A 22,450-nucleotide genomic window follows, 5' to 3' on the forward strand; every position below is an offset into this window, starting at 1 on the left:
TGAAAGACTACATGTCAATTAGTAATTATGCACTAGACAATCACTGATTAATCAGTTAGCAATTAGCTTGTAATAAATAAAAACACTTGTCGCAACATCGGATCGCACCACATGCCAAAGGCGCAAAAAGTAAAACAAATAGAGGTGTTTGCCCTCTCGCGCGCCGTGAATGGCGGGCCTGTGTCTACCCTGGCTCTGATGCCGGTTCGCAATGGTCTGCTGATTCGCATCGAGACCGAAGACGGCGCCTTTGGTTGGGGTGAGGCCTGGTGCAATTATCCCCCCAAGGGCAACCTGTCCAAGCTGGCGTTGTTTCAGGATCCGATCGGTCCGATGATGATCGGACGCGACGTTTCGGACTGGCGTGCCGTTCGCCCCGGCCTCGAGCAAGAGCTGGCTCGGATGATGATCCATACCGGTGAATTTGGTCCATTTGCCCATTGCCTCGCTGCGATCGACATGGCCGCGGCGGATATGGCCGCGCGTCGGCAAGGGGTCAGCCTCTCACAGTTGCTGGCCGATGATCCATTGCCCAAGGCTCAGGTCTACGCGTCTTCGCCGTCGGTGGACCGGCCCGAAGAACTGGCCGCAAAGTTGGGCGAGATGGGACACACCGGTGTGAAAATCAAGATCGGATTTGACCCGAAACGTGACCGCGATGTTTTGCAGCGCTTCCGCAGTCAGGATGCAAAGAACATGTTCGTCGGCGTCGATGCCAATCAGAACTGGTCTGCCGATCAGGCCATTCAGGCGATAAATGATCTGGTCGAGTTCGATCTGGGGTTCGTGGAAGAGCCGATTATGGCCGACGCTCCGCGCGCTGATTGGCTGCGCGTGGCCAAATCTGTGGATATGCCTTTGGCCGCCGGTGAAAACATCACTTCGTGGGCCGAGTTTTCCGATCATGTGACGTCGGGTTCGCTGGGTATCGTACAGCCCGACGTTGCCAAATGGGGCGGTATCTCGGGCAGTTTCGATGCGGGCCGGCATGCGCTGGAAAACGGCGCGGGCGTCACGCTGCACTTTATGGGCACCGCGCTTGGCCTGGCGGCCTCGTTTCATGTTCTGGCCGCGCTCAAGGGCGATGGCCGGGTTGAACTGGATGCCAATCCAAACCCCCTGCGCTCGGATCTGGGCGAGATCGACCTGACACCGGTCGATGGATATGTCGCGCTGCCCAAAGGTCCGGGGCTGGGCTTCATCCCCGATCCGCAGGCGTTGAAAGATCTGAGCGTGGCTCATGCCACAGTAACAAACTGAATTTTGTCTAGGGAGGACAAGATGAAAAACACAACCAAAGGCTTGATGATCACGGCCGCATTGTGGGCCAGCACGGCCCTTACGGCGGCGGCGGATACGCAACTCACCTTCCGCTTCAACGATAGCGAACGTGAAGAGATGCGCGCGGCATTGGACGAGTTTGAAGCTGCCAACCCCGGTATCACAGTCGATCTGCAAACCATCGCCTGGAAAGACAGCCGCGATCAGTTCCTGCGCGAAAGCGCGGTGGGGCAGGGGCCGGATGTCGTCCATATCGCGTTCGTCTGGACGCAGGAAATGGCCGAGGCAGGATCTGTCCTGGCGGTCGAGGATCTGGTGCAATATGGCGAATTCCCCAACGGGTTCGAGGATCACATCGCAACCGACCTGACAAAGTACGAAGGCAAGTCCTGGGGCGTGCCGTGGTCAGCGGATACCTGGGCCATGGTTTACCGAACAGATGTTCTGGCCGAGGCGGGTATCACCGAATTGCCTTCTACCTGGGCTGAACTGGCCGAGGACAGCAAGATCATCAAGGAAAAGACCGGCAAGACCGGATTTGCCTATCCCGGCGCGAACCAGATCTGGTTCCCGGTGAACTACTATTTGTGGTCGAACGGGGCCGAGTTCATCACGGAAGACGGTAATGGCGGTTACAAGGTTGGCGTGACCCAGGACCAACTGGTCGATGCCATGAACTACTTCAAATCCTATCTGGATGACGGTCTGGTTCCGCAATCTATCCTGTCGATCGACATGCCCCATGACCCGGCTTTGATGCAGGCACTGATCGACGGGCAGCAGGGTATGGCCGTGATGCCGACCAACACCTTCCGGCAGCTGCTTGCAGCCTGGGAAGAGGCCAATCCGGGTGCCGAGGTGCCGCTGCAATCCGGTGTGATGATGGGCGGCAGCGACGGGCCCAAAACACATCTGGGCGGGCGTACGCTGGTTGTGAATTCGAACACAAAGCATCCGGAAGAGGCGTGGAAGCTGATGCAGTTCCTGACCTCGGCACCGTTGTTCGAGAAATACTACACCAATCAGTTCCCGGCGCAGAAAACCATGCTGGCCGAGATCGACTATCGCCCCGAGGAAAGCGGCTTTTCTACTCAGCTGGCGGAAAATACCCGGACCTGGGGTGCCTATGCCGACAGCGGAGTAGGTGTCGGTCCGCTGTGGAATGCCACGTCGCGCGCCTTTGGCGCGGCCCTTTCGGGTCAGACTTCACCCGAACAGGCCGCTGACGAGTTGATTGCCGAAATCAACCGTATGCTGGAAGAATAACCCCTCTTCTCCCCGCTGGGGGCGGCCCTTGTGCCGCCCCTGACCCTTTGACTGACTGGTTGCGGAGCTGCCATGAAATTCTCGCCCGTTGCACGGGAACGATTCACAATCTTCCTCATGCTGTTCCCGACATTCCTGATCCTGTTCGGGTTCTACCTGTACCCGACACTCTATAACCTGGAGCTCAGCTTTACGGACATCACCCTTCTGAAGCTGCGCAAGGGCGGAGACCCGGTTGGGCTGGCCAACTATACAGAGTTCCTGACCTCGTCCTCGTTCTTTGACATCGCCATCAACACCGTTGTGTGGCTGACTGCGATATCTGTCTTTTGCCGGATTCTTTTGGGACTGGGCTTTGCCCTGCTGCTGAATTCGAATTTTCTGCAGCGGATGAAAATGACCACGCTGGCTCGGCTGATCCTGTTGGTGCCCTGGGCGACACCGCCGGTGGTTGCAGTGATCGCCTGGCGCTGGCTGTTCGACCCGACGCATGGGCCGATCAACAGCTGGCTGTTGAAGACCGGCCTGATCTCGGACCCGATCGCTTTCACCGCTGATCTGGCAACGGTCTGGCCGTCGATTATCACCATCATTGTCTGGAACACGACCCCGTTGATCGGCGTTTCGCTGCTGGCAGCGCTGCAGACCGTGCCGTCGGACCTGATCGAGGCTTCGGAAATCGATGGGGCCAACCGCTGGCAGAGCTTTCGTTTCATCACGCTGCCCTATCTGATGCCGACGATCTCAGTTCTGACGTTGATGAGCGTGATCTGGACCTTCAACAACTTCGTCTATGTCTGGCTGACCACAGGGGCCGGACCGGGCACTTACACCAACGTGCTGGCGACCGAAGTGTATCTGAAAGCCTTTGTCGACCTTCGGTTGGGATATTCCGCAGCCATTGGCGTGACCATGGCCATCGTCATGGCCGCATTTGGGGCACTTTACTTCCGCTTCTTCGGATTGTCGGACATGCAGGACAAGGTGGGATAAGCCATGAATACGCAAAAACCCAAAGGTTTCGCCGGTCTGATCGAAAACGGAGCGTTGTTGTTCGGCTTCGCCCTGTTCGCAATCTTCCTTCTTGCCCCGGCCTTTTACGTCTTCAAGGGCTCGTTTGAAAACCTGTCGGTCTCGCTGGTCGCGACCGAAAGTGGCTGGACGCTGTCAAACTACATCAACATCTTCTCGTCGGGTTACTACGTCTATGTGATCAACAGTCTGATCGTCTGCATCACAGCGACGTTTCTGGCCTGCGTGATCTCTCTGTTCGCGGCCTACGGATTGTCGCGGTTCCGCTTTCGAGGACGCGGTCTGGTTTTCGGATCGATCATGGGCGGGCAGTTCTTTCCCTGGATCATACTGGTGAACCCGATCTTCATCCTGTTCGCGCGCGGTGGGCTAATCAACAGTCAGATTGGGTTGATCCTGTGCTACACGGCCTTCATCACGCCGTTCACCATCTATCTGCTGGTCGGCTACCTGACCACGATCCCCAAAAGTCTGGATGAGGCAGCAATCGTCGACGGGGCCTCGCGCCTGACGGTTGTAACCAAGATCATTCTGCCGATCATGTGGCCAGGCATGGTGGCGGCAGCGACATTCGGGTTCCTGCAAAGCTGGTCGGAATATCTGCTGGCGCTTGCGTTGATTACAGATGACAGCATGAAAACCATTCCACTTGGGCTCTATCAGTATTTCGGCGACGTCAATGTCGACTGGGGCGCTGTCATGGCCGGTTCGGTCGTGGCCACGGTGCCTACTTTGCTGCTGTTCCTGCCATTGCAGAAACGGCTTGTTTCCGGCCTGACTGCAGGAGCGACGAAATGATACGGGTTGACGCGCATCAGCATTATTGGGCACTGGCCCGCAAGGATTATGGCTGGCTGGGTCCGCACCGGCCCGTCATCAATCGGGATTTCATGCCCGCAGACCTTGAACCCGACATGCGGGCCGCGGGTGTGGATCAGTCGATTGTGGTGCAGTCGACCCCGACCTTGGCAGAAACCGAGTTCCTGCTGTTTCTAGCAGAAACCACCCCGTCCATACTGGGTGTCGTGGGTTGGGTCGATCTCGAACAGGACCGGGCGGAAAGCGACCTGCGTCGCTTGTCGACCGATCATGCCTTTTTGGGGGTGCGGGCGATGGCGCAACCCAATCCCGACCCCGATTGGCTGGCTCGCATTGCGGACCGCACGGCGCTATCATTCATGGCCGAGCGCGGACTGACGCTGGACGTACTGGTGCAGCCGAAACATTTACCTGCACTTGAGACTTTGTGCCTGCACAACCCTGACCTGACCATTGTCATCAACCACGCGGCCAAGCCCGAGATCGGCTCGGTGCCCATGGATGAATGGCATTGTCGCATGGTGCGGCTGGCGGCCTTACCTAATTTGCGCTGCAAACTGTCCGGCTTGACCGCGTTCACCAGCCGCGAAGATCAGATGCAGCCCTATGTGGACGTGTTGTTGAGCCTGTTCGGGCCGGATCGCCTGATCTGGGGCAGCGACTGGCCGGTGCTGAACGAGACCTCGGACTATCGGGGTTGGATCGCCTTGTCGGATCGCCTGCTTACGGGCATCAGTCCCGCAGCGCGTCAGAAAATCTATGGCGACAATGCGCAGATAACCTATGGCACCAAGTTCAGCCTAGCAGCTTGACCGCCGCCGCAGCGGCGCCAAAGCCATTGTCTATGTTCACCGTCAGAACACCGGGCGCGCAGCTGCTCAGGGCTGAGCTAAGCGCAGCCTGACCACCGGCGCCGACACCATAGCCGACCGAGCTTGGAACAGCGATGACTGCCCCCGGGATCAGCCCGGCGAGAACCGAGAACAATGCGCCCTCCATGCCAGCAACGGCAATGACGACCCGATGGTCTCTGAGCTCGGGCAGGTGCTGTTCCAGTCTCCACAGCCCGGCCACACCGACATCGGTGATCTGACGCACACGCAGCCCCATAAACTGCGCAGACAAGGCGGCCTCGCGGGCACTGGGAAGGTCAGAGGTTCCCGCCGCGACCACGGCAATTTCCGGCGCGTCACAAGGCGGCTCGGGTGCGCGGTAACTGGCCAGTCGGGCATCTTCGAACAGCGCGAAATTCGGGTCGCTGACGGTCGAAAACCGGGCGATCTGTTCGGCTGTCAAACGCGTCATCAACAAAGGCTGCGCGCGCGCAATGTGCTGATCCAGAATGTCCTCGACCTGGGCAATAGTTTTGCCCTCGGCAAAGACCACCTCGGGCACGCCGGTGCGCGCCTTGCGGGACCAGTCGAATATCGTGTGTTCATCCATTACGCGTTTTGCCCCATTGCTGTTATAGGCGGAACAAACGCGCTGCCCCTACGATAGGGGCGATGGCCTGCAAAAGGCTTGCCAGCCTGATCGCAGGCCAGCTGTACCTGTGCCAGCGCGTCCCTTGACAGCGTGTCAGCCTCGATCACGACCCCGTCCGATGTGATCCTGCAGCGCAGATCCCCTTGCGTTTGTATCCGCAACTGCTGTTCGATCTGATCAATAAATCGCAAATCTTCGGGCTCGATATGCAAGCCGGTCATGATCCGACTGGCCAGGCAGGGTTGCGCAGGAAGTTCGGCAATGTCCCGCAACCCAAATATTGCCGCCAGACGCCGCAATGCGGCTTTGTCGATCCCCGCCTCGACAAAAGGGTGCCGCACGCCGTGTTCTTTGGCGGCAATCAGGCCAGGGCGGTGCTCGCCCAGATCATCAAGATTGGTGCCCGAGGCAAGCGGTCCGTCACGGGTCGCTGCCATCGTCGCATAGAGGTTGTTCTTGCAGAAATAGCATCGGTCATATGGGTTTGCGCGATAGTCCGGGTCGGAAAACTCGTGGCTGGTTATCACGGACAGCGCCCATCCATATCGTTGGGCGTAGTCTCGTACCCGCCGCGTAGCAGCGGGCGGCACCGCTGGAGACACCGCATGGATCGCGTGAAAGTCAGGAACAATCCGCTCTGCGATAAAGGCGAGTGTCAGGCTGTCGACGCCGCCACTGACCGCGACCGTCAGTCTGGGAAAGGTGGCCAATACGCGGCTTAGACAATCAAGCGGCTCAGCCATCTTCGGCCTCGGGGTCGTGTTCCGCACTGCGCGCCAGATCTCTGCGCGCGCGTAATGTTTCGGTTTCGGAAAGCGCGTCGCTTTCGGCTTTGGATGTATTTCCGCCAGGTCGAATAACGGTCTTGATCGCGGTGCCATTGCGCTGCGTTTCCTGACGCGGCAGCAAAAGTCGCCGGGCCTGTTCGACGCGCAGGCCTATTGTGCTGGTTTCGGCGAAACAGGCCTCGGCGATCTGGTCCGAGCACGCGGGGCGGGCCATGACCGTCACCGCAAATTGGGTTCGACCCTTTTTACCAAACCCCATTACATGGCTGGCATCCAGAACGCCCTCTTTCGCGCGCAGATGTTCCAGAGCGACAGACAATTCTTCTGGCGTCATATCGTCAATCTCGAACCGGATCAGCGAGACCGTATCGGACATTTCCGAAGGGGACTCCAATGCGAGAACGCGCAGGATGTTGGGGATGCCGTCGATCTGCATTTGCCCCGCACCCATCCCGGTGGCCGACAGGCACCCGCGTGGGGTGGTTTGTTTCGGGTGGGGTAACAGATGGGCAAGGATGGCCGCACCGGTTGGCGTCACCCGTTCACCGGGCCCTCCGTCATCCACCAGATCGAAACCCTTCAACAGTTCTGCCGTTGCCGGGGCGGGCACTGGCACCAGCCCATGTTGCGTGCGCACCCGACCGCGCCCTAACGGAATCGGTCCGACCGAAAACGACTGCGCCCTGCTGCTGTCCAAAACCGAGGCCGCGCCGATGATATCGGCCAGCGAATCCCAGTCGGCGATTTCGTGAAAATGCACCCGTTCGACGGGCAACCCGTGGCAGGTCGCCTCGGCCTCGGCAAGATGGGTGAAGATCGCGATCGCCCTGTCCCGCACCGAGTTGCGCAAGGCGCTGGTTTCGATTTTTTCGCGAATGTCTTTCCAGTGCGATGTGGGCGGCGCGTCGCTGGCAGTGACGACGTTTGCCCGTTTGCAGGCGAAACCCATTTCGCGCACATCTTCGACTTCCAGTCGGACGTGTTCGTCGATACCAGCGTCCCGCCAGTCTTGTATCAGCTGCGCTTGCGTTTCAGGAAAGGCCGAGATCATCGTGGCCAGAAACATGTCACCCGAGATCCCGCCGACCGGATCGATGTGCAGATGCAGGCTCATTGCGCGGCCACTGCAGTTGATTTGGGCACCACATAGGGGCCTTCGGGGATGATGGCGACGTCCGCATCGTCATGCCGAGCGATGCTATCGGTGATTGCGTCCGTCAGGTTTGTGATACGCTCGACACCGGTAACAGCAAAATCTCCGTCCGAAAGATCAGGGGCGTAAAGCTGAATGTGCCCGACGCGCATCGGTTTCAACTGCATCTCGGTCTGCCATTCATCCACATCGGCAAAGCTTTTGGCTTCGAGCCCGGCCAGAAATGCTTTGGGGCCCTGGGCGACGAGCCGTTCCTGCGCGGCGCGGAAATGGTCTGACCCGATGCCTTCGGCGCACGAGGATGCGATGATCAGGGTGCCCCCCGGTGCCAGAATGTCCAGTGGAGTAACCATGCCTTTAACCGTCTGATAATAGGTCTGGTCCAGCGGATATCCCGCGGCCGAGGTCACCACCGTCTTGAACTTGCGCCCTACGGGAATTTCGGTGTAGCCGCGGACAAAATCGACAGCCGCCAGATGGCTTTGCACGATCTCGCCGAAACTACAGAATACAAGGTTGCGCTTGTCATCGATGACCGTGTTCAGGGCGTAGACATCCCCCAGCCGTTTGACGATCGCCAATTGCTCTTCATGTAGGGGATTGCCTGCCAGATTACACTCGCGCGCCAACGGGTGTTCCATGAACCGGGCCGAGTGAAATGTGCGGATGGTTTCATGATGGGCGACGCCCGGGGCGACGACTTTGCGACCGCCCGAGAAACCGGCCATAAAATGCGGCTCGACCAGACCAGTGGCGATTTTCAGATCGGCTTCGACAAACCGGCGATCGATCTTGATCGGGACGCCGCGCCCGGGCGTAACCCCCAGATCAACGTGGTCCGCATCCTCGAGCGCATAATGATTTTCGACGCGGACGTTATTTACCACCCAGGGGTCGCCCACCAGTTCGGCCAGTTCTTCGCCCAGATTGGGACGGTGCAATCCGGTGGCAATCAGCACCGTGATCTGGTCCAGCGGGATGCCTTCGCGTACCAGCGTCTCGATCATAGGGCGCAGAAACAGGTGATTTGGCACGGGGCGCGTGATGTCACAGATCAGGATACAGGCCGATTTCCTGCCGCGCGCTAGCTGTGGCAGCGGTGCAGCGCCATGCGGGTTCCGCAGCGCCTGAGATATTTGGTCGTTCGGCGGCGCGCTGGGCGGAAATGGCGGTTTCTCGATCACATATCCGCGAGCGTTCGACGGGAGCGTCAGGGTCAGACCGTCGCGGCCATATAGCAGCTCAAGTTTCATCGGCAGTCTCTACCAGAATGATGCGCAGGTCGTTGACATTGGTGTGGGTCGGACCCGTCATCACCAGCGCGTCGTGTTGTTCGAAAAAGCTGTAGGCGTCATGACGGGACAGATAGTCGAGTACGATGTCGCGGTGTGCGACCTCACGATTTTTCTGCAACCAGATCGCGCCTGCATTATGCTCAGACCCGTCTCGCCCATCGGTGTCACAGGCCAGCGCGGCGATACCTATCTCGTTCCACGTGGCGAGCGCGAAGCCCAGCAGAAACTCGGTACAACGCCCCCCTTTGCCCGGCTTCCCGGTCACCGTCACGGTGGCTTCACCGCCCGAGATCAGCGCCACTTTGCCTGATGCCGGTTGGCCGTGGCGCCGAACCTGTTTGGCGATGCCCGCCAGTACCTTTCCCATTTCCCGCGCTTCTCCTTCGAGCGCATCACCGAGAATGACGGGGGTGTAGCCCGCCTCAAGCGCCTCCCTGGCCGCCGCCTCAAGCGCGGCCTGAGGTGTTGCAATCACACGCGTCATAACGCGGTCAAAACAGGAATCGCCGGGATTTGGAGTATCGGCAGTGGGATGATCCAGCGCGGTCAGAACAGGCTCGGGCAGGTCCATATCGAACCGGTCGATGATGGCGCGGGCCTGCGCGGCAGTTGACGGGTCCGGCGACATTGGTCCGGAAGCAATATCTGCAGGATCATCCCCCGGCACATCCGAGATCACCAATGTCAGCACCTGAGTGGGGTATGCCGCACGCGCAAGCCTACCGCCTTTGATTGCCGACAAGTGCTTGCGCACGATGTTCATTTCATCAATCGCAGCCCCGCTGGCCAGCAGCGCACGGTTGAGTGTCTGCTTATTGGCAAGCGTCAAGTTAGGGGCTGGGACTGACAGCAGTGCGGATCCACCGCCAGAAATCAGGCAGAGGATGAAATCGCCTTCATCGGCTGAAGAAATCATTGCGAGAATTTCGGCTGCCGCCTGTGCCCCCGCTTCATCCGGCACGGGGTGACGGCCTTCGACAATTCGAACGCCCTGACAGGGCAAAGCGGCGCCATGGGGAACGATCACGAGCCCGTCGCAAGGCCCCCATTCAGCCTCGACTGCCTGGGCCATTCGCGCCGATGCTTTGCCCGCACCAACAACGATGATCCGACCATCCGGCCGTGGCGGCAAATGCTGTTTGACGGCCCGCATCGGATCCGCCGCATCAAGAGCAGCATTGAACATGTCGATAAGAAGGGTCTTGTGATCCACTGTTCGCCCTTGCGGTTTGGTCAATCCGGGCGCTGTTGCGCGCCCGGATTGTTTTGGCGATTAGCCCTGAACAACGGTTTGTGCCTGCGCGCCCAAACCATCGATGCCAAGCTGCATCCTATCACCTGCGTTGAGGTAAACCGGTTGCGGCTTCATGCCCATCCCAACACCCGGAGGGGTTCCGGTCGAGATCACGTCACCCGGCTGAAGCGACATGAATTTGGACAGGTAGGCCACGATATGCGCCACGCCATAGACCATGGTGTCGGTATTGCCGTCCTGCATGCGTTGGCCGTTGACGTCCAGATACATGCCCAGTGACTGCGGGTCGGGCACCTCGTCCCGTGTAACCAACCACGGCCCGATCGGGCCGAACGTGTCGGCAGATTTACCCTTCGTCCACTGGCCTTCGTGCCGGATCTGGAAATCTCGCTCCGAAATGTCGTTGATCACGCAATACCCAGCCACGTAATCCAGCGCGTCAGCTTCGTCGATATATTTGGCTTCTTTGCCGATGACGACGCCCAGTTCGACCTCCCAATCAGTGGCAGTTGATCCGCGTGGGATCTCGATATCGTCATTCGGCCCGCAAATTGCGCTGGTGGCCTTGGCGAAGATCACCGGCTCGGAGGGTACCGCCAAGCCGCTTTCGGCTGCGTGGTCGGAATAATTCAACCCGATACAGATGAATTTGCCAACGCCGCTAACGCAAGCGCCATAGCGGTCAACCGCAACCTCGGGCAGAGAGGACAAATCCAGCGCGGCGATCTTGGCAAGTCCCGCGTCGCCCAGCGTTTCACCGCCGATGTCACTTACATGCGCCGAGAGGTCGCGCACCTTGCCTTCGCCATCGACGATGCCCGGTTTTTCCTGACCTTTCGGGCCGTAGCGCAATAATTTCATGGTGTTCTCCTGTTCAGTTGGCCCAACCGCCATCAATGATATGAGTTTGCCCGGTCGTGAAGCCGCTGGCATTAGAGGCCAGATAAAGCGCGAGCGCCGCAATTTCGTCAGCATCGCCGACACGTCCCATCGGTTGCCGGGCGATGAAATCCTTCATCGCCTGATCATAATCTCCGGTGGCGCGCAGTCGGTCATGCAGGCTTGGGCTGTCCACAGTACCGGGGCAGATTGCGTTGCAGCGGATGCCTTGCGTCACGAAATCGGCAGCGATGGATTTGGTCAATCCGATAACGGCCGCCTTCGAGGCGCAATAGGCAAACCGGTTCGGCACTCCTTTGATCGAGGAGGCGACAGACGACATGTTGATGATAGAGCCGCCGCCATTTGCCAGCATCGACGGAAGCACCGCCTTGCAAAGCCGGAATTGTGCCTTTGCATTCAGCGAAAACGCGAAATCCCAATCTTCTTCGGGGCAGTCAAGAATGCTGCCCACATGTACGAACCCGGCACAGTTGAAAAGCACGTTCAGCGGGCCGGTTTCGCTCAGAACCGCAGCGATGTTGGCGGGATCCGTCACGTCGAGTTTGATCGCGGTGATACCGTCAATCTGGTCCAATTCTTTTAGCGCGGCGTCATTTACGTCACTGGCAAATACATTTGCACCTGCGCGCGCAAACGCTTCAGCGCTGGCGCGGCCAATGCCTTGACCCGAAGCCGTAATCAGCGCGGTTTTGCCAGCGAGCGATAGCTCGTAACTCATTGGTTTTCCTTTCGTGGTTCAGCACTTGCTGCGCGAGGCGTTGCGGTCCTGTTTGTGTGCGCCGTGATGGGCGCGACGGGTGCAAGCAGCACCGGGGGTTGTCGAATCTCGTAACTAGTATATCATGTATACCAGTTAATCAAGTTGAGAGATTGGCGCCGGGTCAATAGGTTCCGGGATTCAGGAAGAAAGGTCTGAGCAGGCAGTCATGACACCTTCGGATGAGAACACCAGACGCAAGCGTGCTGCCAACTCCGGGCCAAAAGGTCAGGGGCATTTCGATCTGAGCGGCCGGCATACCTTGGCGGATCAGATCTACGACCAACTGCATCACGACATAACACAATTGGTTCTGACACCCGGCACTCCGATACTCGAGCGAGAGATAGCAGAGCGGTTTGCTGCCTCGCGCACGCCTGTTCGCGAGGCGGTGCTGCGGTTGGTTAAGGAAATGCTGGTTGAGGTCGTACCGAAATCCGGAACGTTTGTGGCGCGAATACCGCTCTCAGCCCTGCCCGAAGCATTGGTCGCGCGCCGCGCGATCGAGAGGGACTTGGCGACCCGGGCGGCCAAACTTGCAAGTCCGGCAAAAGTCCTGCGTCTGAGGGCGATCGTTGAAGAAAGCCGTGAAGCGGCGGCTACGGGTTCTCGCGCCGAGTTCGACAACACCGATACAGCCTTTCATGCTGAAATTGCAGCGGTCAGCGGAAACCCGGGCCTTTGGAAGCTTGTTCGGCAAATCAAAACGCCGACGGATCGGTTCCGTCACCTCATCCTGCCGGTCGCTGACCGCATGCAGCAAATCGTAATGGAGCACGGACAGATCGTTGATGCGATCGAAATGGGGGACGATCCGTTGGCGGCGCAAAAAATGGACCACCACCTGGCTCAATTGAGGCGGGATTCAGTACGAACCATCGAACGCCACCCGGATTACTTCATCTACGACATCGATGTCGAGAAGTTGACCGATTGGGAATAGAGTGTGATCCGGAGCCCTATTTGGATTAACGGCACTCGCCAAGATCGCGCTGCCGCGTCTTTGAAGTTGTATTGTTGCAATCTACATACAAAGTACATATAAAACGAGCAAGGAGTGACGCAATGAATGGCAATGCACCGAATCTTGCTTGGGTTCCCGTCGTCGACGACAGCGAAGGCCCCGTTTATCTGGCGATCGCCGGTGCCATTGGCCGCGACATACGGTCGGGCGTTCTTCGTCCGGGGCAGCGGCTTCCACCTCAAAGGGCCTTGGCCGGCGCGTTGGGCGTTGATTTCACAACTGTCAGCCGGGCTTATTCAGCCGCCAGCAAGGATGGGCTGGTTGAGGGTCGTGTCGGTCGGGGCACCTATGTCAAAGACTCTGGCCCCGCCATCCCGTTGGGTGCAAATGGTCCAAAGAATCCTGCGGTGGACATGAGCATGAATGTTCCGCCCAGGTTCGAGGATGCCGAACTGATCCGCCAGATGTGGCAGGGCTTTGAAGCGCTCCGGTCCGAATATGGGGTCGAGTTCCTCATGCGCTATCAGATGCCTGGCGGAAGTCACGAAGATCAGTTGGCTGCGCAGTCCTGGCTTCAGAACAACCTGAATATTCGGGAGTTAGATGACGTTGTCATTTGCAACGGGGTTCAGGGTGCTGCTTGGACGATACTGTCGCTTGTGATGGGGCCGGGCGACACGATCTGTTGTGAAGAACTGACCTATCCCGGCTTTCTGGCGCTGGCGCGGCACCTTGATCTGAACGTCGTTCCGGTTCCGATGGATGGCGACGGATTGGACCCGGATGCGTTGGATGAGATCTGCAATACCGCAAAGCCAAAGGCCGTTTATACCACGCCAACGCTGCACAACCCGACGACAATCACGATGTCGGGCGCACGTCGCGCTGCAATCGCAAAGATCGCGCGGAAACATGACCTGCAAATTATCGAAGATGACGCGTACGGTGTTCTTGCAAGCGAGTCTCCCGAACCGATCTGCAACTTTGCGCCCGAACGTACCTGGTATGTCTCGTCCTTGTCGAAATGTCTGGCACCGTCGCTTAGGGTGTGCTTCATGGCCCCGCCCCCCGGAGTGTCCAATGACAGCGTCCGGCGGGCCATGCGTGCGAATGGCAGCGTGGTTTCCCCCATATCTGCACGATTGGCGACAGGTTGGATTGCGTCCGGATTGGCTGACGAGATCACATCGTCGATCCGTCAAGAGACCAAAGCGCGTCAGGCCGTGCTGCATCAATGGCTTCCGGATGTCAAAGTGCCGCAAGACGCATATCATTTGTGGCTTGCGCTGCCCGATGGTTGTTCAGCCACAGAATTTGTCCTGAACCTTCGCGGTTCCGGCTTGGGGCTTGTCCCCGGAGCCGCCTTTGCGCTTAGTGGCGCGCCTAACGCGGTTCGCGTTGCGCTGGGGTCAACTGATACAGCTCAGAACTTGAGCGCAGCCCTGCGCAATCTGGCCGACGCGCTGAAAAACTCCGATCAGCCCAGCTGGATGGTTGTTTGACCAATCATTCGGCATTTGCTCGCATTTCCGAAGGAAAAACAAAGATGAATGCGAATTCTGTATCGCTTGAGGCGGCCGGAAAAACCGTCGCTGAGCTAACGGCGTCTGCGCATCTGTTTCCAGAGAAAACCCCTGTTAACGTGGCCTGGTTGAACAATGACGATGATTACGACAGGCTGCGGACGGTGCGCCGGATTGAGGCGGTTGGAATGCTGCCGGTGCCGATCATCGCTGCGCGCCGGGTGCGGTCGAAAAAGCACCTGTTTGATCTGACCGAAAAGCTGCGTTTTGCGGGTGCAAATGGGCATTTTATGATCGTCGGCGGGGATCCGTCACAAGCGTCAGGTCCGTTCGAACGTGCAATTGAGCTGCTGGCGACGGGTTGGGTCGAAAAATACCAACTACACAGCATTACATTGCCAGGATTCCCCGAGGGAAACGTCGCCAACGGATATAGGACGGATGTGCCGGATCTGATCGAAAAGGTTAAGCTGCTGACAGCAAACGGATGCGACGTGACCATAACAACGCAATTGGCTTTTGATCCGGACAAAATTGTCAGATGGGTCAGTCAGCTGAGGGATGAGGGCATCAGTCAGCTGATACGGATTGGACTCCCAGGACCGACCAGGCAGGATCGTCTGCTCAGATTTGCGCGGACCTTTGGAGTCTCAATTCGCAAATTGGACGAATTCAGCAGCAGTTCGGACGGGATTTTTGATTGTACCGGATTGTTCAAAGCTGTGGCGCATGGGCTGCAAACACGGGGCATCGGAAATACGGCGCTCCACCTCTATCCGTTTGGTGGCGTTGCAGCCGCCGCCGAGTGGCATGCAAAGATCAACGAGAAGCGATTGCCAAATGTCGCGGCAAAGATGCTGGCTTGAGTAATCGTACACGGAGAACGGCGTTCTAGCGCAAGGATATGGCATCCCCGCGCTAGTTTTTGACACTGGACTTCAAAAGCCGTGCAGGCGCTTAGCCCATTGCAGGGCGATCAGCGCTCCCTTGAAGCGCGGTAACAAGAAGAGGGACAGCGCGACAGCGCCAAACGACGTGACCAGCGCCAACACCAGGGGCGTAGGTTCCCAGACGGACCAGATGATATGCAGGGCGAATCCTGCAAGGTGGCCGACGATCAAAATTGTAAAATACGCTGGGCCGTCATCGGCTTGCGCGTGGGACAGGTCCAAGCCGCACTCCGAACATGTGTCGTTCACTTTAAGATAGTTGTGCAGCACGTGTCCTTTGCCGCAATTCGGGCACCGTAGGGCAAAGCCCCTGCCCAATGCAGTTCGCGTGTTTCTTTCTTCCATCTCGGTATCCATACCATCTCAGAATCGACGCGCTATGTATGGCATACATTATACAATCAATAAAGGAAAATGTCTCGCTTTGCTCTGATATGAACAGTGGTATTGATTGAAACAATCGGCGGGCCATGCATCGACGCCAAGGCGTAAACTCAAACGGCAGCTAACTTGAGAAATGCGTCTCGAAGATCGTCTAGCAGGTCATCGGCATGTTCCAGCCCGAAATGCAGCCTCACTTGTGGGCGGTCATCGCTGGAAACGCCCTGTTGGGTTTGAAGCACCAAGGCGAGGCTTTCGAAACCGCCCCACGACGCGCCAATCGCAAAGAGGTTCAGGCCGTCGACAAAGACATCCGGATCCAGCCCATCTGCAAGGCTGAGGCTCAGTAATCCGTTCACCCCGCTTGCGTCTCGCGCCCAGATCTGATGACCGGGATGGTCGGCAAGTCCGGGGTGCCAGACGCGTTTCACCTCGGGTCGGTCGGTAAGCCAATCAGCGATACGGCAAGTGGTTTCGGCGTGGCGATCAAGCCGAAGCGATAGGGTTCGCAGACCGCGCAGACAGGCATAGGCCTCATCAGGTGCAAGCAGTTGACCCGTTCTCAGCGTGTGTGCTCGCAAAGCTGCGCTTGCCGCACCTTTGGAGACGGCGGCCCCCATCATCGTATCCGCGTGACCGCTGAGGTATTTGGTGCCCGAAATAATCGAGACATCGCATCCAAGGTCAAGAGGTTGGTACAACCATCCCGACCCGTAGGTGTTGTCAGCGATCACAGTCAGATTCAGTTCCTGAGCGTTTTTGCATAGCGCCGGAAGGTCCATCACTTTGAATGTCAGCGACGTCGGTGACTCGACCAGAACGAGTTTTGAATTGGGCCTGACAAACGGCGACAGGTCGGTGACGTCCCAGGGAATGAAGGACAAGCTGACACCCATCTGTTCAAGGTAGTCGCGGCAATAGCTTTCGGTTGCATGAAACGCGCCATCCACTATCAGGATGTGATCGCCTGCTCGCAGGAATGCAGTCAGGGCTGTAGTGACCGCAGCGACCCCGGACGGGTACAGAAAACATGCGTCACCCTGTTCCAGATCACAAAGTGCGGCAGACAAGGCATGCGCCGTGGATGTTCCACGCCTTCCATAGGACACTACATGGTCATCCGTTAACCGCCGCTCTTTCGCGTCGCGGAATGACGACATGGTATCGTGCAGAATTGTCGAAGCCCGCTCAATCGTCGGATTTGCGGGGCCGGGCAGGGGGCGGCGGCCATAATGGACCAGCTTAGTATCACGGCGCATTTTTGTCGTTTCCCAGTGCCTTCTGACAATCGGCAGGTGTCCAGTGCAATTTGGCCGCAAGGCTAAGACCGGTCAGCAAAGCCAACCCGGACGAGCGTCTAACGCTGCGCAAATCATCCGCCGCTCGCATCAATTCGACCTTTAGGCGTCGCGACGGCAAGGGTCGGATTTCTAGCGAAAGTTTGAGGGCAAGCTGTATCAGATCATGCATGGGTTGGATGCTCTGACCCAGCGCGGCCCATTTCAGATAGGAGCGGCTTAGTCCATTGGTTCGTGTGTACCGCACGACATTCAACAGGTTCTTGACCCGCATGCCGCTCCAAGCGTGAAACAACACCAGACCCGCCAAGACATCATGGCCTCCGGCTGTCATAGTGCCGTGCCGTCCCTGCAGGATTTGACGGGCCGCATCGAGATCGCCTGCGTTGACGGCGGATATCAGCGAGGAAACGCGCGGCAATATTTCACGGGGATGATTGCGGGAATCGTACAAGCTGGCCAGCACCGGAATTGCAAGGGCCAAGTCACAGGGCCGGGGCATGAACGGAGAATAGCGTCTGGCCGATTTCAGCCAAATCGCAGTCGGTCCGACATCAATGGAGTTTGACCGAAGCCGGACGGTTGTTCCGATATCCGGTCTTGGTAGGGGATGTTTCAGAATTAGGTGGAGTGGTCCTGCCGGGACTGACGGACTTCCGATCGTAAAAATTCGCCCGATTTCGTCTTCGACGCAGAACCCTGAAGAAAACGTGGTGGTGACCTTTGCTTTGATCGAACCGCCCTTTTGGGCGACGGGAATCCCATCGCCCATCGTGTCCGCCAGATAGACCGGCGAAACCTCAGGTAATGCGGCGGTCAAGATCAAGCAAAGCGTCTACGAAGCACTTAACCGGTGCCCATGCGACGCCTGCCCCTACCTGTCCGGTGCCATCTGACACATGGATGATCCCGGTGTTCACGGCCGGAGTGATCGACAACTCGGCCACTTTGCGAACGTCCACACCGACAGGCGTGCCGACGTTGTCCAGGATTGGCAGCCGGAACCGGGTGCTTTCCCCCGAACAGATGCGCTGCATGCTTTGCGTCGCGGCTATGGCATCCGACATGCGTCCGCCCAAGAAACCCGCAACCGCTGGAGAGTTTGCGGCTGCTGGGCCGCCCAGGCCGATCAGCTCGAGCACAGCGCTGTCGCCGATATCAGGCGCGCTGGTTTCCGGGCCCTGACCGGGGTAATACAGTGCGTCCTGAATCGGAGGCGAGTCCGTGATGAACCAGCTTCCGGCTTTGCCGGGCAGGCGCACACCGTAGGTCGATCCATTGCGGCTCATGGTGGTGACGATGCTGGAATTTTCCACATCAGATGCGGAATCGACCAGCGATTTTGCCGCTGCCATCGCGACATTCAGGAACATCAGGTGATTGCCGCTGAGAAAGGTGGCCACCTCGGCCGCGCGGTCATGGTCGCTGGCGACCAGGAAGGGCAATAGATCGCGCAGGAACAGGTTGGTTGTTGCCTGAACCCGCATATGGACATCGTCGCCCATCGGAACGCCCTGTGCCGCCAATGACAAAACGTCGATCGCCCCTTTGTTTGCGATCGCCTGTGCCAGCACCGGCCCAACAGCGTCGCGCAGGAAGCGCAACCGCTCGATGGCTTCGTCGTTGTCAACGCCGAACCAGGCGACCTGGCCAGAGCCCTGGTTGACGCTAGAAAATGCGGTTGTGCCGCCAAATTCGTTTTCAACAACATAGACCGGAGCTGACGGGCCAATCGACGTGGCCATCGGCACCACGGTCGAGCTTTCATTGGCAGGTTTCAGTTCGACCTCGCCAGAGTTTACCAGTTTTTCGGCGGCGTCGACATCGTTCGCCCATCCTTCGGCGACGATGGCCGCCTTTATCGACCGTTGCAACGGGTTCGGCATGTCCGACCACGCAATCGACGGGCCGCAATGCAGGATCGTACGCTCACCCATGTTCGGAATGACGGACCCGGCCCGGTCGATACCCTTGAGCATCGGGACGCCTTCGTTGATGCGGTGGATCACTTCGGCATTGGCCTTGTTCACGATATCGGCCTTCGGACCAAGCAGGCGACCCAGTGCGGCAACAACATCCGCATCGCCTCCGCCGGGGATACGCCAGTCTACGCCAACCACGGATGCGCCCTGATCGCGGGCCGAGGTCTCGAACAACGGCAGGCCGATATTCACGATGCTGACGCTTTCAGGCAGTTTCACGATTGGCGCGGCGGTCATGTGGGTCGTTCCTTTCGGTGCTGATCGTAACTTCTAGATCGTAACTTATAGGAAGTGTTTAATTACCTATAGTGATCATGTCAAACTTTATCCGACACAAGCAACCCTGCGATCGGGTCGGTGCGTTTATTGTGATAAATGCTTTGGGTCCGGGCGGGTGGAGTGCCCGAACCCAAAGCGGATGCCATATTCAAACCCACGGGATCGTACAGGTGGAAACAGGCATCATCCGGCTAAGCGCTTACGCTTACGCTTCTGCTTCGCTGGTCATGGCTGATCCCCATGTCCCTGAAATCATGCCACAAATGGCACCAGCAATGATCGACAGCGGCATCAGGATGATCTGGTTTTCGAGGCTAGCAGAAGTCAGTACAGCGGTGCTCATGACGTCAGGTGTCTGCAGCAGATAGGCATAGGAACTGGCGATACCGAATACGGTGCAGGGTATGGCAGAAAAAAGCTCGGATTTGGCTGCCAGCACCGCAACCGCGACGCCCAGATTGACGACAATCGCGGCCCAAATGGGCAGACCCAGCGCGTCTGCAAGCGGGACATTCAGGATGATCAGCGTCGAAACCCATGCGATGACACAGCCGAAAATGCCGCAAACGACGATGTTTTTGAAGGCGGCCCCGTTCGCTCCGAAGGCGAAGTATCCGCCCCAGACGGCAAATGCCGCCCAAATCAGAAAGAACCCGCTAAGAGGTCCCAGCGCGAGGTAGGTTGCAATGGCCCCGGTCACCGGGATGCTAATGGCTAACGCATTCAGACTTTTCACTATCAGTCTCCTTTACTGTTGGCACAGCGGCACCAGGCCACTGAATGGCATGCAGATTGGCTCTGCTTTTTGTGATTGTTTGTAGACACGCCCAAACGGGGCGCATCAGGCGCTGACTATTTCAGGATCACGCTGCGCCGGGCGTGATTGGTGTTGACTTGATGTGAATGTCCGGGGTCGTTTTGAGCGTATTCGTGACATAGCAAACCCGCTCGGCAGCCCGGATGATGCCGTCGATTTGCGATGCGTCGCAGCCCAGTTGGCTGGATATGGTTATAGACGAGTATTTGGGGCCGTCATATTTGCCCATTACTGAAACCTTGAGATCCGTCAGTTCGACCGATCGTTTGCGCGCGCAATAGGCGATGGCGACAGTGAAACAGGACGCCACCGATGCCAAAAGCAGCGAGGTTGGCTCGGGCCCCAGATCGGTTCCGCCGACCGAGGGGGGTTCATCGACCGTAACCGAAAACCCACCCATGTCGACGTCGCAACACAGGCCGCCGCGCCACGTGCTTTCGACTGTTTTTTGGCCGCTCAATGTGTGTGCCCGTGATCGTGATCATGACGGTGATCGTGGCCGTGCGGACGTTTGCAGAAGTCTTCGGTCAGAGCGTCAATATCCTGTTTCGACAACAGCCCATGATTGACGACCAGGGACTCAAGCGCCGCAAACCACCGTTCGTAGTAGCGATAAGGCGTCTCGATACTGTCGTGATCCTTTTCGTAATCTGCAATCGCAGCGATCAGACCGTGCTGAAAGTCGGTCCAGTCGAATACGCCCTGATCCGCCAGCGCGGCAGCCATGCCGAACGCGCGACTTTCCCAGGGTTCTTCAAAGACCAACTCTCCGTTCGAGCGGGGCAGGGGCGTTTGGGATTCGGGCCCCATATTGTCCATCATCGTCATGGTTCAGCCCGCCGAAACCTGCGCGACACCAACCATCGCGTCACGCGTGACCAGCTTGGCCAGATCGTCTTCGGAAAGGCCGTCCGTACCTTCGGGGCGCATCGGCAAAACGAAATAGCGGTTCTCGGCGCTGGAATCCCAGACCGTGATGTCCACGCTTTCTGGCAAGTCCAATCCCATCTCTTTTAGCAGGGTCCGGGGTTCGCGAACCGATCGTGACCGATAGGCCGGGTCTTTGTACCAGTTCGGCGGCAGGCCAAGCAGCGGCCATGGATAACACGAGCACAGGGTGCAGACGACCATGTTGTGCATCTCGGGCGTATTCTCAACGACAACGATATGCTCGCCTTGCGGTCCGGCAAAGCCCAGCTCTTTGCAGGCTTCGGTGCCGTCCGCCAGCAAACGTTTCCTATAGTCATCATCGGTCCAGGCCTTGGCGACCACTTTGGCGCCGTTCATCGGACCAACATCGTTGACATAGCGATTGATGAACCCGTCCAAAACGTTGGGATCGACTAGGCCGCGTTCAACCAGCAATGCCTCAAGCGCTTCGACGCGAAGTTGCGGAGACGGGTAGTCTTCGGAATGAGGAAGTTCGGTCATGCGGCCTCCATATAGCTTTCGAACAGGTCAATACGGACCTTGGATTTTTCGGCGTCTTCGCCCCAAAGTTCTGTCGAGTCGAATTCGACCGTGTAAACGTGCTGCGGGTCCTCGCCGACGAAATGCGCGGTGCTGTCTGGCAGCACGGCTGCTGGCCGTTGTGCGATGACGGTCCCCGTGCGGCCCCGGATATAAGCAGGCAGTCGGGTATGGCCCGATTTGCGCTCGGACGAGGCGCGGATGACCTGACCTGCTGCGAACTTCGGAGCATCTTCGATTTCACGCAGAGAACCCGCGCCACCCCGTTCATATTGGGGTTTGTTGGTCTCAACATCTGCTGGTTCATCGACTTTTTCGCCCTGCATCACCCGGGCCCGCGCGGCAACCGCGCCGGGGGGTAGAATTCCGCTGTCGACACACAAAAGCTCGGCCGTGCTGATCCAGCGCCCGTAATATCCTTCGGACAGATAGTCGACGGGATGCAGGCGTTCCAAACCATGCCGGAATGCATCGAGGTTGGTTCCCGAGACACCCATCGAGGCCAGGCTCAACGCAAAAGCGCGGGCTTCCCAATCTTCTTTGAAGACCGGTTCGTTGGGGTCGATCTCGACGCTTCCCCAGCCTTCGGTTCCTCCCATGTCATGTATTCCATCCATGAATCGCCTCCCTTTGTTTGGTCGAAAAGGTATGAGCAACAGGGATGAGTTGTCAACTATAAGAAATGAGTGTTACTTTAGTGAAATGCCGGACGCGGCCCGGTGTACACCCTTCGGGCCAACAAAAAAGATTGA

General features: G+C 58.1%; 24 protein-coding genes. 8 read left to right on the plus strand and 16 right to left on the minus strand.

Annotated features, from left to right (window positions below; all coding sequences use genetic code 11):
• Positions 1-111: 111 nt before the first annotated feature.
• The 5 genes from ACR0JA_RS15840 (at position 112) to ACR0JA_RS15860 (ending at position 5,210) form a co-directional block, all read left to right on the plus strand.
• Entirely contained in the window at positions 112-1,260 is a 1,149-nt protein-coding gene (locus tag ACR0JA_RS15840) for a mandelate racemase/muconate lactonizing enzyme family protein (RefSeq protein WP_480576827.1), read from the plus strand.
• A 21-nt stretch (positions 1,261-1,281) separates the two neighbouring features.
• Complete coding sequence (locus ACR0JA_RS15845) at positions 1,282-2,547, plus strand: ABC transporter substrate-binding protein (protein ID WP_480576829.1); 1,266 nt, start codon at positions 1,282-1,284, stop codon at positions 2,545-2,547.
• 72 nt (positions 2,548-2,619) lie between these two features.
• A complete protein-coding gene (locus tag ACR0JA_RS15850; RefSeq protein WP_480576832.1) occupies positions 2,620-3,540 on the plus strand; it encodes a carbohydrate ABC transporter permease in 921 nt (306 codons plus the stop codon).
• Between the two features lie 3 nt (positions 3,541-3,543).
• Positions 3,544-4,377 (plus strand): carbohydrate ABC transporter permease, encoded by an 834-nt coding sequence (locus ACR0JA_RS15855; protein ID WP_480576835.1) that lies wholly within the window; start codon positions 3,544-3,546, stop codon positions 4,375-4,377.
• Entirely contained in the window at positions 4,374-5,210 is an 837-nt protein-coding gene (locus tag ACR0JA_RS15860; RefSeq protein ID WP_480576838.1) for an amidohydrolase family protein, read from the plus strand. Before ACR0JA_RS15855 ends, ACR0JA_RS15860 begins: the two co-directional genes overlap by 4 nt.
• Here the strand turns inward: ACR0JA_RS15860 and larB are convergent.
• From larB to ACR0JA_RS15895, 7 genes are read right to left on the minus strand one after another with little or no spacing between them, the layout of a single operon-like run.
• Positions 5,194-5,841: a nickel pincer cofactor biosynthesis protein LarB gene (gene larB / locus ACR0JA_RS15865; RefSeq protein ID WP_480576843.1), complete on the minus strand. Its 648-nt coding sequence runs from the start codon at positions 5,839-5,841 to the stop codon at positions 5,194-5,196. The genes ACR0JA_RS15860 and larB overlap by 17 nt on opposite strands.
• Positions 5,841-6,626 carry an ATP-dependent sacrificial sulfur transferase LarE gene (larE, locus tag ACR0JA_RS15870; RefSeq protein ID WP_480576845.1) on the minus strand — a complete coding sequence of 262 codons (786 nt, stop codon included), beginning with the start codon at positions 6,624-6,626 and terminating at the stop codon, positions 5,841-5,843. Before larE ends, larB begins: the two co-directional genes overlap by 1 nt.
• The gene (larC, locus tag ACR0JA_RS15875; protein WP_480576848.1) at positions 6,619-7,785 is read right to left on the minus strand and encodes a nickel pincer cofactor biosynthesis protein LarC; all 1,167 of its coding nucleotides are present in this window, start codon (positions 7,783-7,785) and stop codon (positions 6,619-6,621) included. Before larC ends, larE begins: the two co-directional genes overlap by 8 nt.
• A complete protein-coding gene (locus ACR0JA_RS15880; RefSeq protein ID WP_480576851.1) occupies positions 7,782-9,077 on the minus strand; it encodes a nickel-dependent lactate racemase family protein in 1,296 nt (431 codons plus the stop codon). Before ACR0JA_RS15880 ends, larC begins: the two co-directional genes overlap by 4 nt.
• The gene (locus tag ACR0JA_RS15885; RefSeq protein WP_480576854.1) at positions 9,067-10,332 is read right to left on the minus strand and encodes a glycerate kinase type-2 family protein; all 1,266 of its coding nucleotides are present in this window, start codon (positions 10,330-10,332) and stop codon (positions 9,067-9,069) included. The genes ACR0JA_RS15880 and ACR0JA_RS15885 overlap by 11 nt, the downstream gene beginning before the upstream one ends.
• A gap of 60 nt (positions 10,333-10,392) precedes the next feature.
• Positions 10,393-11,235, minus strand: coding sequence for a fumarylacetoacetate hydrolase family protein (locus tag ACR0JA_RS15890; protein WP_480576857.1), 843 nt, complete (start codon positions 11,233-11,235; stop codon positions 10,393-10,395).
• Between the two features lie 13 nt (positions 11,236-11,248).
• Positions 11,249-11,995 carry an SDR family oxidoreductase gene (locus ACR0JA_RS15895; RefSeq protein WP_480576860.1) on the minus strand — a complete coding sequence of 249 codons (747 nt, stop codon included), beginning with the start codon at positions 11,993-11,995 and terminating at the stop codon, positions 11,249-11,251.
• 208 nt (positions 11,996-12,203) lie between these two features.
• Here ACR0JA_RS15895 and ACR0JA_RS15900 point away from each other — a divergent pair, with 208 nt between their 5' ends.
• From ACR0JA_RS15900 to ACR0JA_RS15910, 3 genes are all read left to right on the plus strand, one after another.
• Positions 12,204-12,977 (plus strand): GntR family transcriptional regulator, encoded by a 774-nt coding sequence (locus ACR0JA_RS15900; RefSeq protein ID WP_480576863.1) that lies wholly within the window; start codon positions 12,204-12,206, stop codon positions 12,975-12,977.
• Positions 12,978-13,099: 122 nt separating this feature from the next.
• Entirely contained in the window at positions 13,100-14,500 is a 1,401-nt protein-coding gene (locus ACR0JA_RS15905; protein ID WP_480576866.1) for an aminotransferase-like domain-containing protein, read from the plus strand.
• Positions 14,501-14,544: 44 nt separating this feature from the next.
• Entirely contained in the window at positions 14,545-15,387 is an 843-nt protein-coding gene (locus ACR0JA_RS15910; protein WP_480576869.1) for a methylenetetrahydrofolate reductase, read from the plus strand.
• Between the two features lie 72 nt (positions 15,388-15,459).
• Here the strand turns inward: ACR0JA_RS15910 and ACR0JA_RS15915 are convergent, their stop codons facing one another.
• From ACR0JA_RS15915 to nthB, 9 genes are all read right to left on the minus strand, one after another.
• Positions 15,460-15,828: a DUF983 domain-containing protein gene (locus ACR0JA_RS15915; protein ID WP_480576872.1), complete on the minus strand. Its 369-nt coding sequence runs from the start codon at positions 15,826-15,828 to the stop codon at positions 15,460-15,462.
• 137 nt (positions 15,829-15,965) lie between these two features.
• On the minus strand, positions 15,966-17,111 hold the full coding sequence (locus ACR0JA_RS15920; RefSeq protein WP_480576875.1) for a trans-sulfuration enzyme family protein: 1,146 nt from the start codon (positions 17,109-17,111) through the stop codon (positions 15,966-15,968).
• Positions 17,101-17,976: a hypothetical protein gene (locus ACR0JA_RS15925; protein WP_480576878.1), complete on the minus strand. Its 876-nt coding sequence runs from the start codon at positions 17,974-17,976 to the stop codon at positions 17,101-17,103. The genes ACR0JA_RS15920 and ACR0JA_RS15925 overlap by 11 nt, the downstream gene beginning before the upstream one ends.
• Entirely contained in the window at positions 17,951-19,369 is a 1,419-nt protein-coding gene (locus tag ACR0JA_RS15930; protein WP_480576881.1) for a YlbE family protein, read from the minus strand. The genes ACR0JA_RS15925 and ACR0JA_RS15930 overlap by 26 nt, the downstream gene beginning before the upstream one ends.
• Before the next feature lie 247 nt (positions 19,370-19,616).
• Positions 19,617-20,147 (minus strand): DUF1097 domain-containing protein, encoded by a 531-nt coding sequence (locus ACR0JA_RS15935; protein ID WP_480576884.1) that lies wholly within the window; start codon positions 20,145-20,147, stop codon positions 19,617-19,619.
• Between the two features lie 127 nt (positions 20,148-20,274).
• Entirely contained in the window at positions 20,275-20,688 is a 414-nt protein-coding gene (locus ACR0JA_RS15940) for an OsmC family protein (RefSeq protein ID WP_480576887.1), read from the minus strand.
• The gene (locus ACR0JA_RS15945) at positions 20,685-21,056 is read right to left on the minus strand and encodes a nitrile hydratase accessory protein (protein WP_480576890.1); all 372 of its coding nucleotides are present in this window, start codon (positions 21,054-21,056) and stop codon (positions 20,685-20,687) included. Before ACR0JA_RS15945 ends, ACR0JA_RS15940 begins: the two co-directional genes overlap by 4 nt.
• A 3-nt stretch (positions 21,057-21,059) precedes the next feature.
• The gene (gene nthA / locus ACR0JA_RS15950; RefSeq protein ID WP_480576893.1) at positions 21,060-21,659 is read right to left on the minus strand and encodes a nitrile hydratase subunit alpha; all 600 of its coding nucleotides are present in this window, start codon (positions 21,657-21,659) and stop codon (positions 21,060-21,062) included.
• Positions 21,656-22,315 carry a nitrile hydratase subunit beta gene (gene nthB / locus ACR0JA_RS15955; protein ID WP_480576896.1) on the minus strand — a complete coding sequence of 220 codons (660 nt, stop codon included), beginning with the start codon at positions 22,313-22,315 and terminating at the stop codon, positions 21,656-21,658. Before nthB ends, nthA begins: the two co-directional genes overlap by 4 nt.
• Positions 22,316-22,450: the final 135 nt, after the last annotated feature.

The organism is Ruegeria sp. AM4 (assembly GCF_056540665.1).

Coding starts and splice junctions, on each gene's coding strand:
- ACR0JA_RS15840 (WP_480576827.1), top strand. CDS start 112: ATGCCAAAGGCGCAAAAAGTAAAACAAATAGAGGTGTTTGCCCTCTCG.
- ACR0JA_RS15845 (WP_480576829.1), top strand. CDS start 1,282: ATGAAAAACACAACCAAAGGCTTGATGATCACGGCCGCATTGTGGGCC.
- ACR0JA_RS15850 (WP_480576832.1), top strand. CDS start 2,620: ATGAAATTCTCGCCCGTTGCACGGGAACGATTCACAATCTTCCTCATG.
- ACR0JA_RS15855 (WP_480576835.1), top strand. CDS start 3,544: ATGAATACGCAAAAACCCAAAGGTTTCGCCGGTCTGATCGAAAACGGA.
- ACR0JA_RS15860 (WP_480576838.1), top strand. CDS start 4,374: ATGATACGGGTTGACGCGCATCAGCATTATTGGGCACTGGCCCGCAAG.
- larB (WP_480576843.1), bottom strand. CDS start 5,841: ATGGATGAACACACGATATTCGACTGGTCCCGCAAGGCGCGCACCGGC.
- larE (WP_480576845.1), bottom strand. CDS start 6,626: ATGGCTGAGCCGCTTGATTGTCTAAGCCGCGTATTGGCCACCTTTCCC.
- larC (WP_480576848.1), bottom strand. CDS start 7,785: ATGAGCCTGCATCTGCACATCGATCCGGTCGGCGGGATCTCGGGTGAC.
- ACR0JA_RS15880 (WP_480576851.1), bottom strand. CDS start 9,077: ATGAAACTTGAGCTGCTATATGGCCGCGACGGTCTGACCCTGACGCTC.
- ACR0JA_RS15890 (WP_480576857.1), bottom strand. CDS start 11,235: ATGAAATTATTGCGCTACGGCCCGAAAGGTCAGGAAAAACCGGGCATC.
- ACR0JA_RS15895 (WP_480576860.1), bottom strand. CDS start 11,995: ATGAGTTACGAGCTATCGCTCGCTGGCAAAACCGCGCTGATTACGGCT.
- ACR0JA_RS15900 (WP_480576863.1), top strand. CDS start 12,204: ATGACACCTTCGGATGAGAACACCAGACGCAAGCGTGCTGCCAACTCC.
- ACR0JA_RS15905 (WP_480576866.1), top strand. CDS start 13,100: ATGAATGGCAATGCACCGAATCTTGCTTGGGTTCCCGTCGTCGACGAC.
- ACR0JA_RS15910 (WP_480576869.1), top strand. CDS start 14,545: ATGAATGCGAATTCTGTATCGCTTGAGGCGGCCGGAAAAACCGTCGCT.
- ACR0JA_RS15915 (WP_480576872.1), bottom strand. CDS start 15,828: ATGGATACCGAGATGGAAGAAAGAAACACGCGAACTGCATTGGGCAGG.
- ACR0JA_RS15920 (WP_480576875.1), bottom strand. CDS start 17,111: ATGCGCCGTGATACTAAGCTGGTCCATTATGGCCGCCGCCCCCTGCCC.
- ACR0JA_RS15930 (WP_480576881.1), bottom strand. CDS start 19,369: ATGACCGCCGCGCCAATCGTGAAACTGCCTGAAAGCGTCAGCATCGTG.
- ACR0JA_RS15945 (WP_480576890.1), bottom strand. CDS start 21,056: ATGACGATGATGGACAATATGGGGCCCGAATCCCAAACGCCCCTGCCC.
- nthA (WP_480576893.1), bottom strand. CDS start 21,659: ATGACCGAACTTCCTCATTCCGAAGACTACCCGTCTCCGCAACTTCGC.
- nthB (WP_480576896.1), bottom strand. CDS start 22,315: ATGGATGGAATACATGACATGGGAGGAACCGAAGGCTGGGGAAGCGTC.